This window comes from Enterobacter sp. PGRG2, from assembly GCF_030291195.1.
Taxonomy (GTDB): Bacteria; Pseudomonadota; Gammaproteobacteria; order Enterobacterales; family Enterobacteriaceae; genus Enterobacter_D.
This window is the reverse complement of the sequence record NZ_CP127837.1, coordinates 2,250,526-2,268,588: the sequence shown is the minus strand read 5'-3', so window position 1 is coordinate 2,268,588 and position 18,063 is coordinate 2,250,526. Positions and strand designations below refer to the sequence as shown.

18 protein-coding genes are annotated in these 18,063 nt (G+C 54.1%); 10 read left to right on the top strand and 8 right to left on the bottom strand.

Going from position 1 to position 18,063, the window contains the following annotated elements:
* Positions 1-10: 10 nt before the first annotated feature.
* Together apt and QRD42_RS09845 are read right to left on the bottom strand one after the other, a co-directional pair.
* On the bottom strand, positions 11-562 hold the full coding sequence (apt, locus tag QRD42_RS09850) for an adenine phosphoribosyltransferase (protein WP_072567587.1): 552 nt from the start codon (positions 560-562) through the stop codon (positions 11-13).
* Between the two features lie 152 nt (positions 563-714).
* Positions 715-1,092 carry a DUF454 family protein gene (locus QRD42_RS09845; RefSeq protein WP_318375866.1) on the bottom strand — a complete coding sequence of 126 codons (378 nt, stop codon included), beginning with the start codon at positions 1,090-1,092 and terminating at the stop codon, positions 715-717.
* A 68-nt stretch (positions 1,093-1,160) separates the two neighbouring features.
* On the opposite strand from QRD42_RS09845, the gene priC reads away from it, so the two are divergent.
* Together priC and rsmS are read left to right on the top strand one after the other, a co-directional pair.
* Complete coding sequence (gene priC / locus QRD42_RS09840; protein ID WP_321986989.1) at positions 1,161-1,688, top strand: primosomal replication protein N''; 528 nt, start codon at positions 1,161-1,163, stop codon at positions 1,686-1,688.
* A gap of 13 nt (positions 1,689-1,701) precedes the next feature.
* Positions 1,702-1,860, top strand: a complete 159-nt coding sequence (rsmS, locus tag QRD42_RS09835) for a pleiotropic regulatory protein RsmS (protein WP_072567584.1) — start codon at positions 1,702-1,704, stop codon at positions 1,858-1,860.
* Positions 1,861-1,894: 34 nt separating this feature from the next.
* On the opposite strand, the gene mscK is transcribed toward rsmS, so the two are convergent.
* Positions 1,895-5,248, bottom strand: coding sequence for a mechanosensitive channel MscK (mscK, locus tag QRD42_RS09830; protein WP_321986988.1), 3,354 nt, complete (start codon positions 5,246-5,248; stop codon positions 1,895-1,897).
* A gap of 133 nt (positions 5,249-5,381) precedes the next feature.
* Positions 5,382-6,035 (bottom strand): multidrug efflux transporter transcriptional repressor AcrR, encoded by a 654-nt coding sequence (acrR, locus tag QRD42_RS09825; protein WP_072567582.1) that lies wholly within the window; start codon positions 6,033-6,035, stop codon positions 5,382-5,384.
* A gap of 142 nt (positions 6,036-6,177) precedes the next feature.
* On the opposite strand from acrR, the gene acrA reads away from it, so the two are divergent.
* From acrA to QRD42_RS09795, 6 genes are all read left to right on the top strand, one after another.
* Positions 6,178-7,374 carry a multidrug efflux RND transporter periplasmic adaptor subunit AcrA gene (acrA, locus tag QRD42_RS09820; RefSeq protein ID WP_321986987.1) on the top strand — a complete coding sequence of 399 codons (1,197 nt, stop codon included), beginning with the start codon at positions 6,178-6,180 and terminating at the stop codon, positions 7,372-7,374.
* A 22-nt stretch (positions 7,375-7,396) separates the two neighbouring features.
* Positions 7,397-10,546 (top strand): multidrug efflux RND transporter permease subunit AcrB, encoded by a 3,150-nt coding sequence (gene acrB / locus QRD42_RS09815; RefSeq protein ID WP_072567580.1) that lies wholly within the window; start codon positions 7,397-7,399, stop codon positions 10,544-10,546.
* Positions 10,547-11,064: 518 nt separating this feature from the next.
* On the top strand, positions 11,065-11,439 hold the full coding sequence (tomB, locus tag QRD42_RS09810; RefSeq protein WP_072567579.1) for an Hha toxicity modulator TomB: 375 nt from the start codon (positions 11,065-11,067) through the stop codon (positions 11,437-11,439).
* A 21-nt stretch (positions 11,440-11,460) separates the two neighbouring features.
* Positions 11,461-11,679: an HHA domain-containing protein gene (locus QRD42_RS09805; RefSeq protein WP_072567578.1), complete on the top strand. Its 219-nt coding sequence runs from the start codon at positions 11,461-11,463 to the stop codon at positions 11,677-11,679.
* 182 nt (positions 11,680-11,861) lie between these two features.
* Positions 11,862-12,428, top strand: coding sequence for a maltose O-acetyltransferase (maa, locus tag QRD42_RS09800; RefSeq protein WP_318363257.1), 567 nt, complete (start codon positions 11,862-11,864; stop codon positions 12,426-12,428).
* Between the two features lie 104 nt (positions 12,429-12,532).
* Positions 12,533-13,003, top strand: a complete 471-nt coding sequence (locus tag QRD42_RS09795; protein WP_318363256.1) for a YlaC family protein — start codon at positions 12,533-12,535, stop codon at positions 13,001-13,003.
* Between the two features lie 25 nt (positions 13,004-13,028).
* On the opposite strand, the gene ykgO is transcribed toward QRD42_RS09795, so the two are convergent.
* From ykgO to QRD42_RS09780, 3 genes are all read right to left on the bottom strand, one after another.
* Positions 13,029-13,169, bottom strand: coding sequence for a type B 50S ribosomal protein L36 (gene ykgO, locus QRD42_RS09790; protein ID WP_072567575.1), 141 nt, complete (start codon positions 13,167-13,169; stop codon positions 13,029-13,031).
* Between the two features lie 3 nt (positions 13,170-13,172).
* Positions 13,173-13,433 carry a type B 50S ribosomal protein L31 gene (locus tag QRD42_RS09785; protein WP_072567574.1) on the bottom strand — a complete coding sequence of 87 codons (261 nt, stop codon included), beginning with the start codon at positions 13,431-13,433 and terminating at the stop codon, positions 13,173-13,175.
* 155 nt (positions 13,434-13,588) lie between these two features.
* Positions 13,589-14,965: a PTS transporter subunit EIIC gene (locus QRD42_RS09780; protein WP_321986985.1), complete on the bottom strand. Its 1,377-nt coding sequence runs from the start codon at positions 14,963-14,965 to the stop codon at positions 13,589-13,591.
* A gap of 277 nt (positions 14,966-15,242) precedes the next feature.
* Between QRD42_RS09780 and QRD42_RS09775 the strand changes: the two genes are divergently transcribed.
* A complete protein-coding gene (locus tag QRD42_RS09775) occupies positions 15,243-16,442 on the top strand; it encodes an enolase C-terminal domain-like protein (protein ID WP_321986984.1) in 1,200 nt (399 codons plus the stop codon).
* Here the strand turns inward: QRD42_RS09775 and QRD42_RS09770 are convergent.
* Positions 16,439-17,155: a GntR family transcriptional regulator gene (locus QRD42_RS09770; protein ID WP_072567571.1), complete on the bottom strand. Its 717-nt coding sequence runs from the start codon at positions 17,153-17,155 to the stop codon at positions 16,439-16,441. The two genes, QRD42_RS09775 and QRD42_RS09770, sit on opposite strands and share 4 nt — an antisense overlap.
* Positions 17,156-17,247: 92 nt before the next feature.
* Between QRD42_RS09770 and QRD42_RS09765 the strand changes: the two genes are divergently transcribed.
* Positions 17,248-18,063, top strand: an 816-nt coding sequence (locus QRD42_RS09765) for a CSS-motif domain-containing protein (protein WP_321986983.1), incomplete at its 3' end; no start/stop codon positions are given.

The window sequence follows — 18,063 nt, the reverse complement described above, 5'->3', positions numbered from 1 at the left end:
ATGACGGGTATTAGTGACCCGGGAATGGCACCAGGCTAAAGCATTTAATACCCTGTTTTTCAAGGCGCTGCTCGCCGCCGATATCAAACAGGTTAATGATAAAGGCCGCGTCTGTGACGTCGCCGCCCAGACGGCGGATCAGCTTCACGGTGGCTTCGATGGTGCCGCCGGTCGCCAGCAAATCGTCCACCACCAGCACTTTGTCGCCAGGCTTGATGGCATCGACGTGGATCTCTAACTGATCGGTGCCGTATTCCAGCTCATAGCTTTCCGCGATGGTTTCACGCGGCAGTTTACGGGGCTTACGCACCGGAACGAAACCAACGCCCAGCGCCAGCGCAACCGGTGCGCCGAACAGGAAGCCGCGGGCTTCAGTACCAACAACTTTGGTGATACCGGCATCCTTATAACGCTCAACCAGCAGTTCAATGCTGAGGGCGTAGGCTTTCGGGTCTTCCAGCAAACTGGTGACATCACGGAACAAGATGCCCGGTTTCGGATAATCCTGGATACTTTTGATGCTGTCTTTTAAATATTCAAGCTGCTGCGCAGTCGCGGTCATGGATTTTTTGCCTGATAGAAACGGTGTTACTCACGGCACGCTGAGAAGGATCAAATGCAACCATTGTTTAACATTTAACCAGGAGTGCCCGTGCTCGAAAACGCTCGAATTTACTGGCTGCGCGCGACAAATGCAACACACTTCCGTTCGTGTCACTGATTTTGTTGTTTTTCGTCAACCACCGGGATGCGCCACATAAAAATCAGCAGGCAGGCGAGGATGCATAACAACAAAATGCGTACCCACATCAGCTTTACCAGCCATAATGACAGCGCAAAGGTGAGCAGGATCACCACGATTGCGCGGGGCTTCGCGCCCGGCGGCATGGCGCGGTGCTTTTGCCAGTGCCGCAGATAGCCGCCAAACCATGACCGATAAAGCAGCCACTGGTGAAAGCGCGGCGAGGAGCGAGCAAAGCACCAGGCGGCAAGCAGGATAAACGGCGTAGTCGGCAACAACGGCAGCACGACGCCCAGCGTCCCCAGGACTACCGCCAGCCAGCCGATGATGATTAAAATAGTGCGTTGCATGATAGGGATCGTTATCTGATGTTAGGGTCACTGTAACACAGGCTTTGAATTTATGACCGGAGAGACGGGTGAAAACGATTCGACTTTTACAGACGCTCGCTGAGCAACTGGCGGCATTACGGATGCAGGTTGCGCCCCTTGCCGGCCATGCCACCGTCAGCGCGCGCTTCGATCGCCAGCTTTTCCGCACGCGCAGCACGCTGATGTCCGCCTGTCTTGAGGAGGCGGAAGCCAATCTCGCCGCCCTTCGCCATGCGGTGGAGAAAGCGCAACTGGCGCAGGTAAGCTGGCTGGCGGAGCATCTCAGCGCGCAAATTGCCGCCCTGATGCGCGAAACCGCCACCTGGTCGCTCAGGCAGTGGGATCATGCGGCGCCGGGGATCGCAAAATGGCAACGCCGCCGTTTGCAGCATCAGGAATTTGAGCGCCGTCTGATCGAAATGAAACAGACACGGGAAGCGCGATGCCGCGCAGCCGTCGACCCGGCAGAACAGCAGAAACTGCAACAGGAGATCGTGGCGCTGCAAGGCCGGCTGTCCCGCTGTCAGACTGCATTACATCGTATTGAGTCCGTGCTGGCACGGATGACCCGCTAAGGAAGACGTTATCATGTCATTAGAGAATGCCCCGGACGACATTAAACTGGCGGTGGATTTGATTATGCTGCTGGAAGAACACGCCATTCCGCCGGATACGGTGCTGAAAGCGCTGGAGATCGTACGCCGGGATTTTGAAAAGAAAGTGGCGGCAAGCGCCGCCACAGAGTGACCCTCTCCCACAGGAGAGGGTTGGCGGATGTCTGTCAGGCGATGCCTGGCGCGGAATTATCACCGCTCAGATCACGTTTCACTTCGGTATGCTCGTCGCCTTTGGTATTACGCAGGTGGACTTCCAGCTGGTTAAAGGCGATGTCGATGCCGTTTTCACGGCACAGGCGGTCAATAGTGCGGTTCAGCTCATCCACGGTGTAGCTGCGGTCGCGCAGTTCACGCACGTACAGACGCAGTTCGTGATCCAGCGTGCTCGGCCCGAAGGTGGTGAAGAACACCGCCGGTTCCGGATCGTGCATCACTTTCGGATGCTCCATCGCCGCTTTCAGCAACACCTCTTTGACCTTCTCCAGATCCGAACCGTAAGCCACGCCAAGGCGCACCACCACGCGGGTGATGGTATCGGACAGCGACCAGTTGATCAGCCGCTCGGTCACAAAGGCTTTGTTCGGGATGATCACCTCTTTACGGTCAAAATCGGTAATGGTGGTAGCGCGAATACGGATCTTACTGACCGTACCGGAGAAGGTGCCGATAGTCACGGTATCTCCAATGCGCACCGGACGTTCGAACAGAATGATCAGACCGGAGACGAAGTTACCGAAGATCTCCTGCAAACCAAAACCCAGACCGACCGAGAGCGCCGCGGCAAGCCATTGCAGTTTATCCCACGACACGCCGAGCGAGCCGAAGACCGTCATCGCGCCGACGGCGATAATGACGTAATTAAGGATCTGCGTGATGGCGTAGGACGCGCCCTGACGCATTTTCAGCCGTGAGAGCACCAGCACTTCCAGCAGACCCGGCAGGTTGCGGATCAGCGCCCAGGCCACCACCAGCGCTATCACGGCAAACAGCAGACTGCCCATGGTGACGTTTTTCACCACGTTAACGCCCGCTTCGCTGCCGTTGTAATGCCACAGCGTAATGCTGTCGAGATAAGCGAAGACGGTGATTAAATCAGACCAGATCGCCCAGAACACCACGCCGAACAGCGCAATCATCACCAGCATGGTGATACGCAGGGTTTGCTGGTTGATCTGCTCCAGCGCCATGGTCGGCTCTTCCTGCGGCTCGGCTCCTTCTGCGCCCTCTTTCACCAGATTCTGTCGACGCGCCAGCGCCCGACGATAGGCGATACGGCGCGCCGCCACGCTTAAACCGCGCAGGACGGTCTGGTACAGCAGGTTCCAGATAATCACCAGGTAGACGGTTTCAATCCAGCGGCCGGAGAGGCGCAGCGTGGTATAGAAATAGCCCGTGGCCGTCAGCACCATCAACGCCACCGGCACAATCGACAGCACGGTAATGGTGATCAGACGAATGCTGTGCGACTCTTTATCGTGCCAGCTTTCGCGAAACATCGGCCAGATAAGCGCGGAGATAACCAGCAGGTTAAGCAAAATCACCACCTGCCCTATCACATCATCCATCAGGTGCAGCGGTGACAGTTCCGATACCACCGACCAGAAATGCAGCGGCAGCAGGGCGAGGCTTAACCGCACGATCTGCCGACGCCAGTGGCTGGTCAGCGCGGGAGGCATGTTGAAATGCTTCACGGCGACGCCATCTTTTTCCAGCACTTTCCAGCACAGGCCGAATACCAGCCAGTAAAGCGCCAGTTTTTTACTGAACGCCCACAGCAGTTCGCTGATATTGAGCTGCATGGTGAGCAGGATCAGGCCAGCGGCGAGGATCAGCATGCATACCGGCAGCGCGCGGATCAGATCGATAAGAATGGCCTTTGGCGTATGCAGCTGGCTGTCGTTACGCAGCTGTCCCACTTCATCCGCCAGCTTCGCCTGATACTGTTTCAGCCAGCGCAGACGCCAGCGGATCAGACCGGCAATCAGCAGCAGCGGCAATCCGGCGAGCAGCGCGATAGCCACCGCAGGCCAGGCTTTTTCCCAGTTAACGGTGATTTTGGTCGATTTGATCTGCTCTTTCAGCGCTTCGGGGAAGGCTTTCAGCCACTCCCAGTCCATCGGCTTATTACTGTTGATCCAGAATATTTGCTGGGTAAGGATTTCCTGCAGGCTTTTGGAGACGCTCATCAGCTGCTGCTGATTCACCTGGAGGTTAATCGCCATCATCAGCTGATTGCCCAGTTGCTTGTTCAACTGATCGAGAAGCTCGCGGCGCATATCCACCACCTGAAGCAGCGCGTCATGCACTTCATCATTCACCTCGCTCTGGTGGCCCTCTTCCAGCTTCGATACGAAGGCGTCGTTCTGGAACAGCGCGTCACGTTGCTGGTTGATTTCAAACTGTTCCAGACGCAAATCCGCGATGCGGTTGGTCATGTCTTCCAGCTCATCCGCTGACGGCAGCGTCTGTTGCTGCTGATACAGAATGCGGGATAACAGCAGACTGCCTTTCAGCACCGCGATCTGCTCTTTGACGTTGCGTTCGGATTGCAGGGCGCGATCGAGCCAGTTTTTGACTTTGATATTTTGCTGCACCAGCGCGTTGCCGCTTTCGGTGGCATCAATCAGCCGCTGGCTGAGCTGATGGTTAATATCAAGCTCCTGTTTCACCAGCGGATTCGCCTGGATACGGGCGGTTTCGTCCGGGTTGACGGCTTCCTGGGCGGTTTTTTCGGTAAGCGTCAGGCGCTTATTATTGACCGCATCCTGTAACAGCTGTAGCTGATGCTCCAGCAGATTACTGTTGGCGGTGACGTAATCGCGCTGTTTTTGCAGCGTATCCTGCAGCGTGGTATTCCCTTCGAGGCTTTTCCGCTGCTGCTCAATTTGCGCGTTCAGCAGCGCCTGTTGCGCCATCAGCAGCTCTTGCTGCGTAGGACGCAGCGCCCCTTCCCCGGTCATGGTGCCGTTCAGACGGTTACGGATCTGCTGCAACTCCTGGGAGGCGGCATACATGGCGTTCTGCACCCGCTCCGGCTGTGTCTGTAAGGAGACCAGTTGACTGTTATAGGTGGAGAGATCGTTTTGCGCCGTCTGCAAATCATCCAGCACCTGAGCAACGCGGGATTCCAGCTGACGCAACGACAGCGCGGCCAGGGTTTTACGCGTTTCGTCGTCATTGTCTTTATCGTTTAACGCATTCAGCCCTTCCGTCGCCTGACGGAGTTTTTCCGGGGCCTGGGCGACTTTCTGTTTCAGCAGCGCCGTTTCCTGTTTGACACGCTCGATTTTATCAAGCGTGTCCAGGGTTTCGGTCAGATCTTCAATGACCAGTTTATCCTGCGGGCTGTGGGTTTTTTGCTTGTTCAGCGCATCCAGCCGACTTTGCGTTTCGGCGCGGGAAGGCAGATCGGTTGCGGCCTGGGCTACGTTTATCGTGACGCAAAATGACGCGACGAATAAACACAGCGCAAAGGCAAACGCGGAAATCGGGTTTTGCGGGCGTATGGTGTGCAGCATAATTTTAGTGTGAATGTGTTCTTAACCGGAAAGCGGCCGGAAATAGCCTGGCACGGAGAATATCACGCCCGCCAGCGACTACCTAGCGGCGCGCAAAGCCTCCAGGATAAATCCTGGCGACGGAGATTTTGTCTTAAGCGGACAGAGTGCCGGGCGCTTTACACATCGTCGGGCAGAACTGGAACATCTCCAGCAAAATCGCCACGTAATCCCGCGCTTCTTTTTTGAGATCAAAGGATTGTGGCGCGAGCAGCCAGTTTTCCATTATGCCGGAAATATAGCTGCGCATAAGGATCGCCGCCCGACGGGTCAGCAGATCTGCCGGTAACATTTTCGCTTGTATGCAGCGCTTAAGGTTTTGCTCAATACGATCGTAACTTTCAAGACATAAACTGCGCTGTGCCTGTTGCACAATTGCCATTTCACCGACAAACTCACACTTGTGATAAATGATTTCCATCATTAGCCGACGGCGCTCTTCAATAACTGTCGCCTCCAGAATATAAACCAGGATTTCCCGCAAAACTGAGAGTGGATCGTCCGGGAATTTTGCCTGATACTCAAGCTCAAGATCGCTAATGCTGGACTCTGACAGCTCCCAAATTTCACCAAATAAGTCTGACTTATTTTTGAAGTGCCAATAAATCGCGCCGCGAGTCACACCCGCCGCCTGCGCAATTTCAGCCAGCGAGGTGGAAGAGACACCTTGCTGAGAGAACAATCGCATTGCCACGTCAAGAATGTGCTGACGTGTTTCTAACGCTTGTTGTTTGGTTTTTCGTGCCATATGTAGGTGATTTTACAGGAGTCAGATTTACATACATTTATGAATGTATGTAACATAGCATGACCAGAATATAAACGCAGCAATGGGTTTGTGGACGCTTGATCCATTGATCAATTTGAAATCGGATACTCGAGGTTTACCTATGAACAAAAACAGAGGGTTCACGCCTCTGGCGGTCGTTCTGATGCTTTCAGGCAGCTTAGCGCTTACAGGATGTGATGATAAACCGGCTCAGCAACAGGGTGCCGGACAGGCGCCAGAAGTTGGGATTGTGACACTCAAATCTGAACCTCTGCAAATTACCACTGAATTGCCTGGCCGTACCAGCGCGTATCGCATCGCGGAAGTCAGACCTCAGGTCAGCGGCATTATTTTAAAACGCAATTTCACCGAAGGTAGCGATGTCGAAGCGGGTGTCTCGCTTTATCAGATTGATCCAGCCACCTATCAGGCCTCTTATGAGAGCGCCAAAGGCGATCTGGCGAAAGCGCAGGCCGCAGCGAAAATTGCGCAGGTTACCCTTAACCGTTATCAGAAACTGATTGGCACCAATTACATCAGTCAACAGGATCTGGATACGGCGCAGGCTGATGCGATGCAGGCCAATGCCGCTGTCGTGGCCGCGAAAGCCGCCGTTGAAACCGCGCGTATTAACCTCGCTTATACCAAAGTCACCTCCCCTATCAGCGGTCGTATTGGTAAATCCGCCGTAACGGAAGGCGCGCTGGTGCAGAGCGGTCAAACTACCGCGCTGGCTACCGTGCAGCAGCTGGATCCGATTTATGTGGATGTCACCCAGTCGAGCAACGATTTCCTGCGTCTGAGGCAGGAGCTGGAAAGCGGCAAGCTGAAACAGGAAAACGGCAAAGCGAAAGTAGAACTTATCACCAGCAACGGTGAAAAACTGCCGCAAACCGGTACCCTCGAGTTCTCTGACGTGACCGTTGACCAGACCACCGGCTCTATTACGCTGCGTGCTATTTTCCCGAACCCGAATCATTCCCTGCTGCCGGGTATGTTCGTACGCGCTCGTCTTGAAGAAGGTGTTAACCCGAATGCGCTGCTGGTGCCTCAACAGGGCGTGACCCGTACGCCGCGCGGCGATGCGAGCGTGATGGTGGTTGGCGAAGGCGACAAAGTTGAACAGCGTCAAATCACCGCCACTCAGGCGATTGGGGATAAATGGCTGGTTACCGATGGCCTGAAAACGGGCGATCGCGTCATCGTCACCGGATTACAAAAAGTTCGTCCTGGCGCTCAGGTAAAAGTGCAGGAAGTGAAGGCTGAGACGAAAGAGCAAGCCGCAGGCGGCGCCCAGTCAGAACAGCCTAAGTCTTAACTTAAACAGGAGCCGTTAAGACATGCCTAATTTCTTTATCGATCGCCCCATATTTGCATGGGTGTTGGCGATCATCGTCATGCTGGCCGGGGGGCTTGCGATTATGCAGTTGCCGGTAGCGCAATATCCTACGATTGCGCCGCCTGCTGTAACTGTATCCGCAAACTACCCTGGCGCTGACGCTAAAACGGTGCAGGATACCGTAACCCAGGTTATCGAACAGAACATGAACGGTATCGATGGCCTGATGTACATGTCCTCAAACAGTGACTCCACCGGTTCGGTGCAGATCACCCTGACCTTTGAATCCGGTACTGACGCAGACATTGCACAGGTTCAGGTGCAGAACAAACTGCAGCTGGCGATGCCGCTGCTGCCGCAGGAAGTTCAGCAGCAGGGTGTAAGCGTACAAAAATCAGCGAGTAGCTTCCTGATGGTGGTCGGGGTGATTAACACCGATGGCTCCATGACCCAGGAAGATATTTCTGACTATGTTGCCGCCAACATGCAGGATCCGATCAGCCGTACTAACGGCGTGGGCGACGTTCAGCTCTTTGGTTCGCAATATGCGATGCGTATCTGGATGGATCCGACCAAACTGAACAACTTCCAGTTAACGCCGGTTGATGTTATCAACGCCATCAAAGCGCAAAACGCCCAGGTGGCAGCAGGTCAGTTAGGCGGTACCCCGCCGGTGAAAGGGCAGCAGCTTAACGCCTCTATCATTGCGCAGACGCGTCTGACCTCGACGGAAGAGTTTGGCAAGATCCTGCTAAAAGTGAATCCGGATGGCTCGCAGGTGCGTCTGAAAGACGTGTCTCGTATTGAGCTGGGCGGTGAAAACTACGACATTATCGCGCGCTTTAACAACCAGCCGGCCTCCGGTCTGGGGATTAAACTTGCCACCGGTGCGAACGCCCTGGATACGGCAAACGCGGTACGTGCTGAACTGGAACGCATGAAAGAGACGTTCCCGGCCGGTCTGGAAGTGGTTTATCCGTATGACACCACGCCGTTCGTAAAAATCTCCATTAACGAAGTGGTTAAAACCCTGGTCGAAGCGATCGTGCTGGTGTTCATCGTGATGTATCTGTTCCTGCAGAACTTCCGCGCCACGCTGATCCCGACCATTGCTGTACCTGTTGTTTTGCTGGGGACCTTCGCGATCCTCTCCGCCTTTGGCTATTCGATAAACACCCTGACGATGTTCGGCATGGTGCTGGCGATAGGCCTGCTGGTGGATGATGCCATCGTGGTGGTGGAAAACGTCGAACGTGTAATGACCGAAGAGGGTCTGCCGCCCAAAGAAGCCACGCGTAAGTCCATGGGCCAGATCCAGGGCGCGCTGGTCGGTATCGCGATGGTGCTGTCGGCGGTATTTATTCCGATGGCCTTCTTCGGCGGCTCTACCGGTGCGATCTATCGTCAGTTCTCCATCACTATCGTTTCCGCGATGGCGCTGTCGGTTCTGGTTGCGTTGATCCTGACCCCGGCCCTGTGTGCCACTATGCTGAAACCGGTCGCCAAAGGCGATCACGGCGAAGGCAAGAAAGGCTTCTTCGGCTGGTTCAACCGCATGTTCGATAAGAGCACCAACCATTACACCGACAGCATAGGGAATATCCTGCGCAGTACCGGTCGTTATCTGCTGCTCTATATCATCATCGTTATTGGTATGGCCTACCTGTTCGTACGTCTGCCAAGCTCCTTCCTGCCGGACGAGGATCAGGGCGTGTTCCTGACCATGGTTCAGTTGCCTGCGGGCGCGACCCAGGAGCGTACGCAGAAGGTGCTGGATGAGGTGACCGACTACTACCTCAAAAACGAAAAAGCGAACGTAAACTCCGTGTTTGCGGTTAACGGTTTCGGTTTTGCAGGTCGTGGACAGAACACCGGTATCGCGTTCGTTTCCCTGAAAGAGTGGGGCGAGCGTCCGGGCGATGAAAACAAAGTGGATGCGATCACCGGTCGCGCTATGGGCACCTTCTCGCAGATCAAAGATGCGATGGTCTTCGCCTTTAACCTGCCGGCGATTGTTGATCTCGGTACGGCGACGGGCTTCGACTTCCAGCTGATCGACCAGGGCGGTCTTGGCCACGAGAAACTGACCCAGGCGCGTAACCAGCTGCTCGGCGAAGTCGGCAAGCGCTCTGATGTGCTGGTTGGCGTGCGTCCGAACGGTCTGGAAGATACGCCGCAGTTTAAAATCGATATCGACCAGGAAAAAGCACAGGCGTTGGGTGTATCCATTAGCGATATTAATACCACCCTCGGCGCGGCATGGGGCGGCAGCTATGTAAACGACTTTATCGATCGTGGTCGTGTGAAGAAAGTTTACGTCATGTCAGAAGCCAAATACCGTATGTTGCCGGAAGATATTGGCAACTGGTATGTGCGCGGTAACGAAGGGCAGATGGTACCGTTGAACGCCTTTGCCACCACGCACTGGGAATACGGCTCACCACGTCTGGAACGCTATAACGGTTTACCGTCGATGGAAATTCTTGGCGAAGCCGCACCGGGTAAAAGTACCGGTGAAGCAATGGATCTGATGGAAGAACTGGCGGGCAAACTGCCGGCAGGCATCGGTTACGACTGGACGGGCATGTCCTATCAGGAACGCCTCTCCGGCAACCAGGCCCCTGCCCTGTATGCCATCTCGCTGATTGTCGTCTTCCTCTGTCTGGCGGCGCTGTACGAGAGCTGGTCGATTCCGTTCTCGGTCATGCTGGTGGTACCGCTGGGGGTGCTGGGCGCGCTCCTTGCTGCGACCTTCCGCGGTCTGGGTAACGACGTTTACTTCCAGGTGGGCCTGCTGACAACCATTGGCTTGTCGGCGAAGAACGCGATATTAATCGTCGAATTCGCCAAGGATCTGATGGAGAAAGAAGGCAAAGGCCTGATCGAGGCGACGATGGAAGCGGTACGTATGCGTCTGCGTCCAATCCTCATGACCTCGCTGGCGTTTATCCTCGGCGTTATGCCGCTGGTTATCAGCTCGGGTGCCGGTTCCGGCGCGCAGAACGCCGTAGGTACTGGCGTAATGGGCGGGATGGTCACTGCGACCGTACTGGCTATCTTCTTTGTGCCGGTGTTCTTTGTGGTGGTTCGCCGCCGCTTCAGCCGCAAATCGGAAGATATTGAGCATTCCCATAAGGTTGAGCACCATTAAGCCATGATGTTTTAACAAAGGCCGCGCAAGCGGCCTTTTTCTTTTTCGCAAAAAATGATAAAACCAGCTTATTGTCTGTGCGTTTATATTATGCAATGAAAATAAGTCATATAATTCTTAAGGCTTAAGTTCACTCTTAAAAGTATGGGTAAAAATCTTAATTATTGTGAATTTTGCTGTTCAGTAAGATTATTCCTAAGTAATTTTCTTAGTCGTGAACATGGCAATAACATCCGACCAGTTAATCCCGGATAACCTAATGAAACCTAAGGATGCATTAAAGGCGCTGAAGATTTAACGCGCCCCACAGCGGCAGATTAACCCTCGGAAATAACCTTACTGACAGACATAAGTTGTAATAATTGTAATTTTTCGTAATAGCGCCAGGAAATATTATTCAGTCTGGCTTATAGTTAAAATGAGACGTAAGAGCAGCTTACGCGGCAGGTCACAGTGTTGTATCCATCCCGATACGGTGTTCGGTTAGTAAAAAAAAGTCACTCAGAAGGGGATGCGTTATGGACGAATACTCGCCAAAAAGGCATGATATTGCGCAGCTGAAATTTCTTTGTGAAACCCTGTACCATGATTGCCTCGCCAATCTGGAAGAAAGCCACCATGGCTGGGTAAATGATCCAACTTCAGCAATCAATTTACAGTTAAACGAGCTTGTTGAGCATATAGCAACCTTCGCACTTAATTATAAAATTAAGTATAATGAAGATAATAAGCTGATCGCCCAAATCGATGAATACCTCGATGACACGTTTATGTTGTTCAGCAGCTACGGCATTAACACAGAAGACTTACAGAAATGGCGTAAATCAGGGAATCGCTTGTTTCGCTGTTTCCTCAATGTGAGCAGGGCTAACCCCGTTAGCCTCTCCTGTTAGAACTATTACAAAGGTGAAGTTATGTCTGATAAACCATTAACCAAGACTGATTATTTGATGCGCCTGAGGCGCTGTCAGACTATTGATACGCTGGAACGCGTCATTGAAAAGAATAAATATGAGCTGTCGGATCCGGAACTGACCGTATTTTATTCAGCGGCGGATCACCGTCTGGCTGAACTGACCATGAATAAGCTGTATGACAAAATTCCGTCGTCGGTATGGAAATTTGTCCGTTAATCCCTGTGATGTTTTTTGAGGTTGTATCGTAGAGCTCTCCCATAGCCTTTGTCAGGCGGCTTCTCCCGACGATGAACAGCGAGTGCCCATGTGATCGCGATCACAAGCCCTCGCGAAGGTATTATCCTTTCCGGTTATCTCACTTTACGGTGTTCACTGTTAATTTTACTGGTGAGAAAGCAATGAGCGACGAGAAACAAAAAATGATAGCCGGTCTGCCCTACCGGCCATCGGACGACACCCTGCGCGCCGACCGTCTGCGCGCCAGAGAAATCATTCATCGATACAACCACTCCGCGCCAGATGAAAAAGCGGCACGTCGCGCTATGCTGGCGGAACTGCTTGGCGACAGCGGCAATGCGTATATCGAACCAAATTTCCGCTGCGACTACGGCTACAATATTTTCCTCGGCAAAGACTTCTACGCCAACTTTGACTGCGTTTTCCTGGATGTCTGCCCGATCCGCATCGGCGATAACTGTATGATCGCGCCCGGAGTACATATTTATACAGCCACGCATCCGCTGGACGCCACTGCGCGCAATAGCGGTCTCGAGTACGGCGCGCCGGTCAGCATTGGTCGAAACGTGTGGATCGGCGGACGCGCGGTAATAAATCCTGGCGTCACCATTGGCGATAACGTGGTGATTGGCGCGGGCAGCGTGGTGATCCGCGATGTCCCGTCTGACGTGGTGATTGCCGGGAACCCGGCGCGCATTATCAAAACGCTGACGCCTGGCGCCGTCTGACTGTTATTGTTTTTTGCCGTGCGACTGTTACTTTTTTTCAGACTCTGCGGGCGCGTAAAATAGGCGGTTTCACCTGCACCACGTCCGAATAAAAAGGGAAATAAATGACCGAGATCCAGCGGCTGCTCATGCAAACTATCGATGAGCTTAATACCCGCGAGAAACGCGACAACAGGCCGCGCTTCAGCATCAGCTTCATCCGCAATCATCCCGGATTATTTGTCGGTATGTACATCGCCTGGTTTGCCACCCTGGCGGTGATGTTGCAGTCTGAAACCCTGGCAGGCTCCGTCTGGCTGCTGGTGGTGCTCTTTGCGCTGCTTAACGGCTTTTTCTTTTTTGATGTTTATCCGCGCTACCGCTATGAAGATATCGATGTGCTGGATTTCCGCGTCTGCTACAACGGCGAGTGGTACAACACCCGCTTTGTACCGCAAACGCTGATTGACGATATCCTCAGCTCGCCTGCGGTCAGCGAGAAAGAGAAATTACAGTTACAGCAGATGATGGCCCGTAAGGGCGAGCTGTCGTTTTACGATATCTACACCCTGACGCGCAAAGAGGCGGCAAAATAATTGCCGCCCGTTTCTTCTTTATCCCTCAACGTCTTTTCTTTTTCCCCTGCACCGCTTTAAAGCGCGGGTTCGATTTGCAAATCACGTACACCCGCCCTTTACGGCGCACCAGCTGACAGTCCGGGTGACGTTGTTTCGCACTGCGTAATGAATTCAGCACCTGCATCTTTTAGTCCTTCTTAGAACTGATAAAACGACCGAATCGCTGCTGGAATTTTGCAGCGCTGCCCTCATTGGTGAACGTCTTCTGCTTACCGGTATAGTACGGATGTGACTTTGATGATACTTCAATGGTCACATAGGGGTAGGTCTTGCCTTCAAGCTCAATTTCGCGATCGGTTTTGATGGTCGATCCTACTTTGAAATATTCGTTGGCGCTGGTGTCGTGGAACACCACCGTCCGGTAATGGGGATGGATATCAGCTTTCATAATGCCTCAGATGTTTTGTTATAACATAACAAAATTCTATCCCGGTAATAAAAGGAATACAACTCTTTAAAGCACATAAGGATGCGAAAGCAGGGAAGAATCAAAGAGAGGAAGTAAGCAAATGTCGGCGCGCCGTCTGGCGCACCGACGTTAACTCAGGTGTCCGGCTGATCTTTTCCGACAAGGATCGTCGTTAAGATGAAGGAGAGCACCAGCGCTATTACCACGCCTGCGAGGGCGAACATAAAGTACGGGCCGATATAGGCAGGCAGACTGAAAATGCTCGACAGAATATAACCGTACAGCCGCACGCCAAAGAAGGCAATGAACGCCGAGGCCAGCGAACTGGCGATGGTCGCGGCGATAAAGGCTTTTTTGTAGCGCGTCAGCACGCCGAACAGCGCCGGTTCAGTGATGCCCAGCAGCGCGGAAATCCCCGCCGATAAGGTCACGGTGCGATCCTGGCGGTTTTTACTGATGCGCCAGATAGCAAAGGTAGAACCGGCAATCGCCATGTTGGCCATAAACATCATCGGCATCAGCATGTCGTAACCACGGTCGCTGAAGTTTTGCAGCGCAATCGGCGTCATCGCGTGGTGCATACCGGTGAGGATCGCCACCGGGCGGATCGCCCCGACCACCAGACCGGCAAAGCTCGACGACACGCTGAACAGCCCCTCGATAAACAGCGCCAGTCCTTTGCCGAGGTAAATACCGATCGGGCCAATCACCACCAGCGCCGCCAGCGCGCCGAGGAACAGCGTCAGCGTTGGCGTAAATACCGTTTTCAGCACGTCCGGCATTATGCTGTCCACCCAGCGGTGGATATAGCTGAGCGCCAGCACCGAGAAAATCACCGGAATGACGCTGGCAGAATAGTTAAACACCGACACCGGAATGGCGTTGAGCAGCCAGAAGGCCGACACCGCTTCAGGCTGGTGCGCCGCCAGCGCTTTTGCCGCCTCAATCAGCGACGGATACATCAGACAGGCCGCCACCGCTGCCGCCAGATATTCATTGGTTTTGAAAATTTTCGCCGCCGATACCGCCAGGAAAAACGGCAGGAAATAGAACACGCCGCTGGCGATCAGGTCGATCACCACCACGGTGTCGCTTTTCGCGGAAACCAGCTTCAGGGCAATCAGCCCCGCCAGCAGTCCTTTGATCATCCCGGCACCGGCAATCGCCGGAACAATCGGCCCGAACACACCCGAGACGGTATCCATAAACATCGACACCAGGCTTTTGCGGCCTTTCTGTGCCGGTGCGTCGTTGGTTCGATTGTCGCCGCCGAGCGTGGCCAGCATTTGCTCATACCAGCTGTTCACTTTCGGCCCGATGATGATCTGAAACTGGTCGCTTTGCAGTTGCGCACCGAGCACGCCCGGCAGCTTTTTGATTTCGCCCTGATCGACTTTGTTATCGTCAACGAGATCAAAGCGTAAGCGCGTCATACAGTGCCACACTTTGTTAATATTACCCTCGCCGCCCACCAGACGGATAATATTGTTAATGGCGTCTTGCGTTCCCATAAAAGCTCCTGCCGGAAGTGTTGTCGTTTTAATATCTGTCACTCATGGTAGGTAAATCGTCACCACAAAACAAACCAATAAAATATGAATTTCGTCACAATTCCGCTCTAACAGCAGCATCAAAAGGTCATATAACGAAAATTGGTATGGTATTTAATTAAAATAAATCCAAATAACTGACCAAAATATTTATAAAAAAAACGGTTTACCTTTTCCGGAAATTCAGGGGATGATAATAGCCATTACGATTCATCTGGCCTGAAAAGGAGTATTCCCTGTGACGCCAACCATTATCAAAAATATCGAATGTTTTATTACCCGCCCCGATCGCCACAATCTGGTTACCGTGCGGGTCACCACCGATAAAGGCATCACAGGACATGGATGCGCCACCTTTCAACAGCGCCCGCTGGCGGTGAAAACCCTGGTCGACGAGTACCTGAAACCGCTGATGGTCGGGCGCGACGCTAACCATATCGAAGACGCCTGGCAGATGATGAACGTCAACGCCTACTGGCGTAACGGCCCGGCGATGAACAACGCCATTTCCGGCATTGATATGGCGCTGTGGGACATCAAGAGTCAGCTCGCCGGGATGCCGCTCTATCAGCTGCTCGGCGGTAAATCCCGCGACGCCATTCCCGCCTATTCCCACGCCAGCGGCGAAACCCTGGACGAACTCTTTGCCGCCGTCGACAAACTGGTGGCGCAGGGCTATCGCCATGTACGCTGTCAGCTGGGTTTTTACGGCGGCACGCCAGCGAATCTGCATACTCCTGACAACCCCACGCCGGGAGCCTATTTCGATCAGCAGGAGTACATGAGCAACACGGTGGCGATGTTTGCCGCGCTGCGGGAGAAATATGGCTATCAGTTGCATATCCTGCATGATGTGCACGAGCGCCTGTTCCCGCAGCAGGCGGTGCAGCTGGCAAAACAGCTGGAGCCGTACCAGCCTTATTTTATTGAAGATATTCTGCCGCCGGCGCAAAGCGCGTGGCTGGAGCAGGTGCGGGCGCACAGCACCGCGCCGCTGGCGATGGGTGAGCTGTTTAACAACCCGGCGGAGTGGCACGATCTGATCGTCAACCGCCGCATCGACTTTATCCGCTGCCATATCTCGCAGATTGGCGGCATCACCCCGGCGCTGAAGCTGGCGGTGCTCTGCCAGACCTTTGGCGTTCGTCTTGCCTGGCACGGCCCTGGCGATATGACGCCGATTGGCGTGGCGGTAAACACCCATCTGAATATTCACCTGCACAACGCGGCGATCCAGGAATTTATTCCCCGCTCCGCCGGTACCGATGCGGTATTCCCCGGCGCGCCGGTGGCGAAAGACGGCTTTGTCTGTGCGCCGGAAACGCCGGGTATCGGCGTTGGTTTTGACGAGCAAAAAGCCCTCGCCAGTCCGGTGGTCTACCGCCCCCATGAGTGGACGCAAAGCCGCCTGCCGGACGGCAGCATCCACACGCCTTAACTGCCGCCCTGGCGGAAGGTCAGATTGTCGCGGTTATAAGGAATGATGTAGGTGCAGGTGTAATTGATGTCGATAATATCGCTGATCTCATACACCTGACCGCCTTCCAGAATGCCGCGGTTGCTGATATGCATCGCCGGGCTGCCCTTCTTGCAGCCCAGCAGCACCGCCTGTTCACGGCTGACGCTCACCGCGCGGTAGGTGGTCAGCAGATGGGACACCTGATAACCCTTGCTCAGCACGTACTGCTGCAATGAGCGCTCGATCACCTGCTGATTCAGATCCGGAAAATCCGCCACCGGCATACGGGACACTTCGATCTGCACCGCCTCTTCATCCACAAAACGCAGGCGGCAAAACTGCCAGATAAAGCTCTCTTCCGGCAGGCCGAAGATCTGCTGTTCATCGCGGTCAGGCCGTTTTTTATGCAGGCTGATCATGCGAAAGCGGATCTGATCGAAGCGCTTTTCAGTGATCGAGTTGTACACCAGCGGATTACTGCGCGACTGTTCGTTGATCCAGATCCCCGAACCCTGGACAATACGTACCACTCCGATGCTGGCCAGTTTTTCCAGCGCCTGGCGAATGGTAAAACGCGACACGCCGTATTCGCTGGCTAACTGGCGCTCCGGCGGCAGTTTACGCGGGCCCGGCTCGCGGTTCTGATAAATTTTGCTCAGCAAATCCTGCGTCACAAACTCTTTTTTCTTCATCTGACGCATCCTGCAATAATGTATTAATTAGCCGTGATATAACGCTATCATTCCACAAGGTGTGGTGAACATCAAAACAGGGACTTTTGATTATGAACAACCGACGGCTTATCAGCGTCATCACTGGTGTACTGCTCCTGGCGGTGCTGCTCCCCGTCGGGCTGAGCATCTGGCTGGCGCATCGTCAGGCAGAGGAGAACTTTGCCAGCGAGATGGGCAATTACGCCTCGCGGGTGGTGATGCGCACGGAACAGGTGATTGAGCAGGGCAAACGCGCGCTGGATGATATTGAAACCTTCAGCGGCAAGCCCTGCGGACCGGAACACCTGCTGGCAATGCGCCGCGTCTCCTACGTAAATCGTTATATTCAGGAAGTGATCTATCTCGACGGCTTCAGGCCGCGCTGCTCCTCTCTGGAAAGCCTGAGCACTGAAGGCATCTTTCCGGCGACCGCCAAAGTGACCCGCGACGGTTATCGCGCCTGGCTCACCACCCAGAACGACATCGGCCTGCAACGTACCATGCTGGCGCTGGGGGGAAAGCGCCATGTGGTGATGATCGATCCCCAGTCGTTGATTGACGTGCTGCCGTTCGGTAACTGGTCGATCAGCACCGCGCTGATTGGCACCGACAGCAACCAGGTGATCGCCAGCAGCTTTGCACTGACCCCTGCGCTCTGGCAGCGCCTGAAACAGAACGGCGATGAGCAGCTTAAATTCCAGGGCGCGATCTATACCATGAAGTATTACCCGCAACTGGGCGTGGCCATTGTCACTTCCGCCTCCCTCGCGCCGCTGGAAAAAAGCTGGCACCGCCAGCTGTTGATCTGGCTGCCGTTCGGCCTGTTGATGAGTCTGCTGCTGGCGCTTTTCTTGCTGCGCTATCTGCGTCGTTTGCAGTCGCCGCGC

What these genes read in the sequence shown, in the direction of transcription:
- apt (WP_072567587.1), bottom strand. Translation starts at nt 562, where the DNA reads ATGACCGCGACTGCGCAGCAGCTTGAATATTTAAAAGACAGCATCAAA.
- QRD42_RS09845 (WP_318375866.1), bottom strand. Translation starts at nt 1,092, where the DNA reads ATGCAACGCACTATTTTAATCATCATCGGCTGGCTGGCGGTAGTCCTG.
- rsmS (WP_072567584.1), top strand. Translation starts at nt 1,702, where the DNA reads ATGTCATTAGAGAATGCCCCGGACGACATTAAACTGGCGGTGGATTTG.
- mscK (WP_321986988.1), bottom strand. Translation starts at nt 5,248, where the DNA reads ATGCTGCACACCATACGCCCGCAAAACCCGATTTCCGCGTTTGCCTTT.
- acrR (WP_072567582.1), bottom strand. Translation starts at nt 6,035, where the DNA reads ATGGCACGAAAAACCAAACAACAAGCGTTAGAAACACGTCAGCACATT.
- acrA (WP_321986987.1), top strand. Translation starts at nt 6,178, where the DNA reads ATGAACAAAAACAGAGGGTTCACGCCTCTGGCGGTCGTTCTGATGCTT.
- acrB (WP_072567580.1), top strand. Translation starts at nt 7,397, where the DNA reads ATGCCTAATTTCTTTATCGATCGCCCCATATTTGCATGGGTGTTGGCG.
- tomB (WP_072567579.1), top strand. Translation starts at nt 11,065, where the DNA reads ATGGACGAATACTCGCCAAAAAGGCATGATATTGCGCAGCTGAAATTT.
- QRD42_RS09805 (WP_072567578.1), top strand. Translation starts at nt 11,461, where the DNA reads ATGTCTGATAAACCATTAACCAAGACTGATTATTTGATGCGCCTGAGG.
- maa (WP_318363257.1), top strand. Translation starts at nt 11,862, where the DNA reads ATGAGCGACGAGAAACAAAAAATGATAGCCGGTCTGCCCTACCGGCCA.
- QRD42_RS09795 (WP_318363256.1), top strand. Translation starts at nt 12,533, where the DNA reads ATGACCGAGATCCAGCGGCTGCTCATGCAAACTATCGATGAGCTTAAT.
- ykgO (WP_072567575.1), bottom strand. Translation starts at nt 13,169, where the DNA reads ATGCAGGTGCTGAATTCATTACGCAGTGCGAAACAACGTCACCCGGAC.
- QRD42_RS09785 (WP_072567574.1), bottom strand. Translation starts at nt 13,433, where the DNA reads ATGAAAGCTGATATCCATCCCCATTACCGGACGGTGGTGTTCCACGAC.
- QRD42_RS09780 (WP_321986985.1), bottom strand. Translation starts at nt 14,965, where the DNA reads ATGGGAACGCAAGACGCCATTAACAATATTATCCGTCTGGTGGGCGGC.
- QRD42_RS09770 (WP_072567571.1), bottom strand. Translation starts at nt 17,155, where the DNA reads ATGAAGAAAAAAGAGTTTGTGACGCAGGATTTGCTGAGCAAAATTTAT.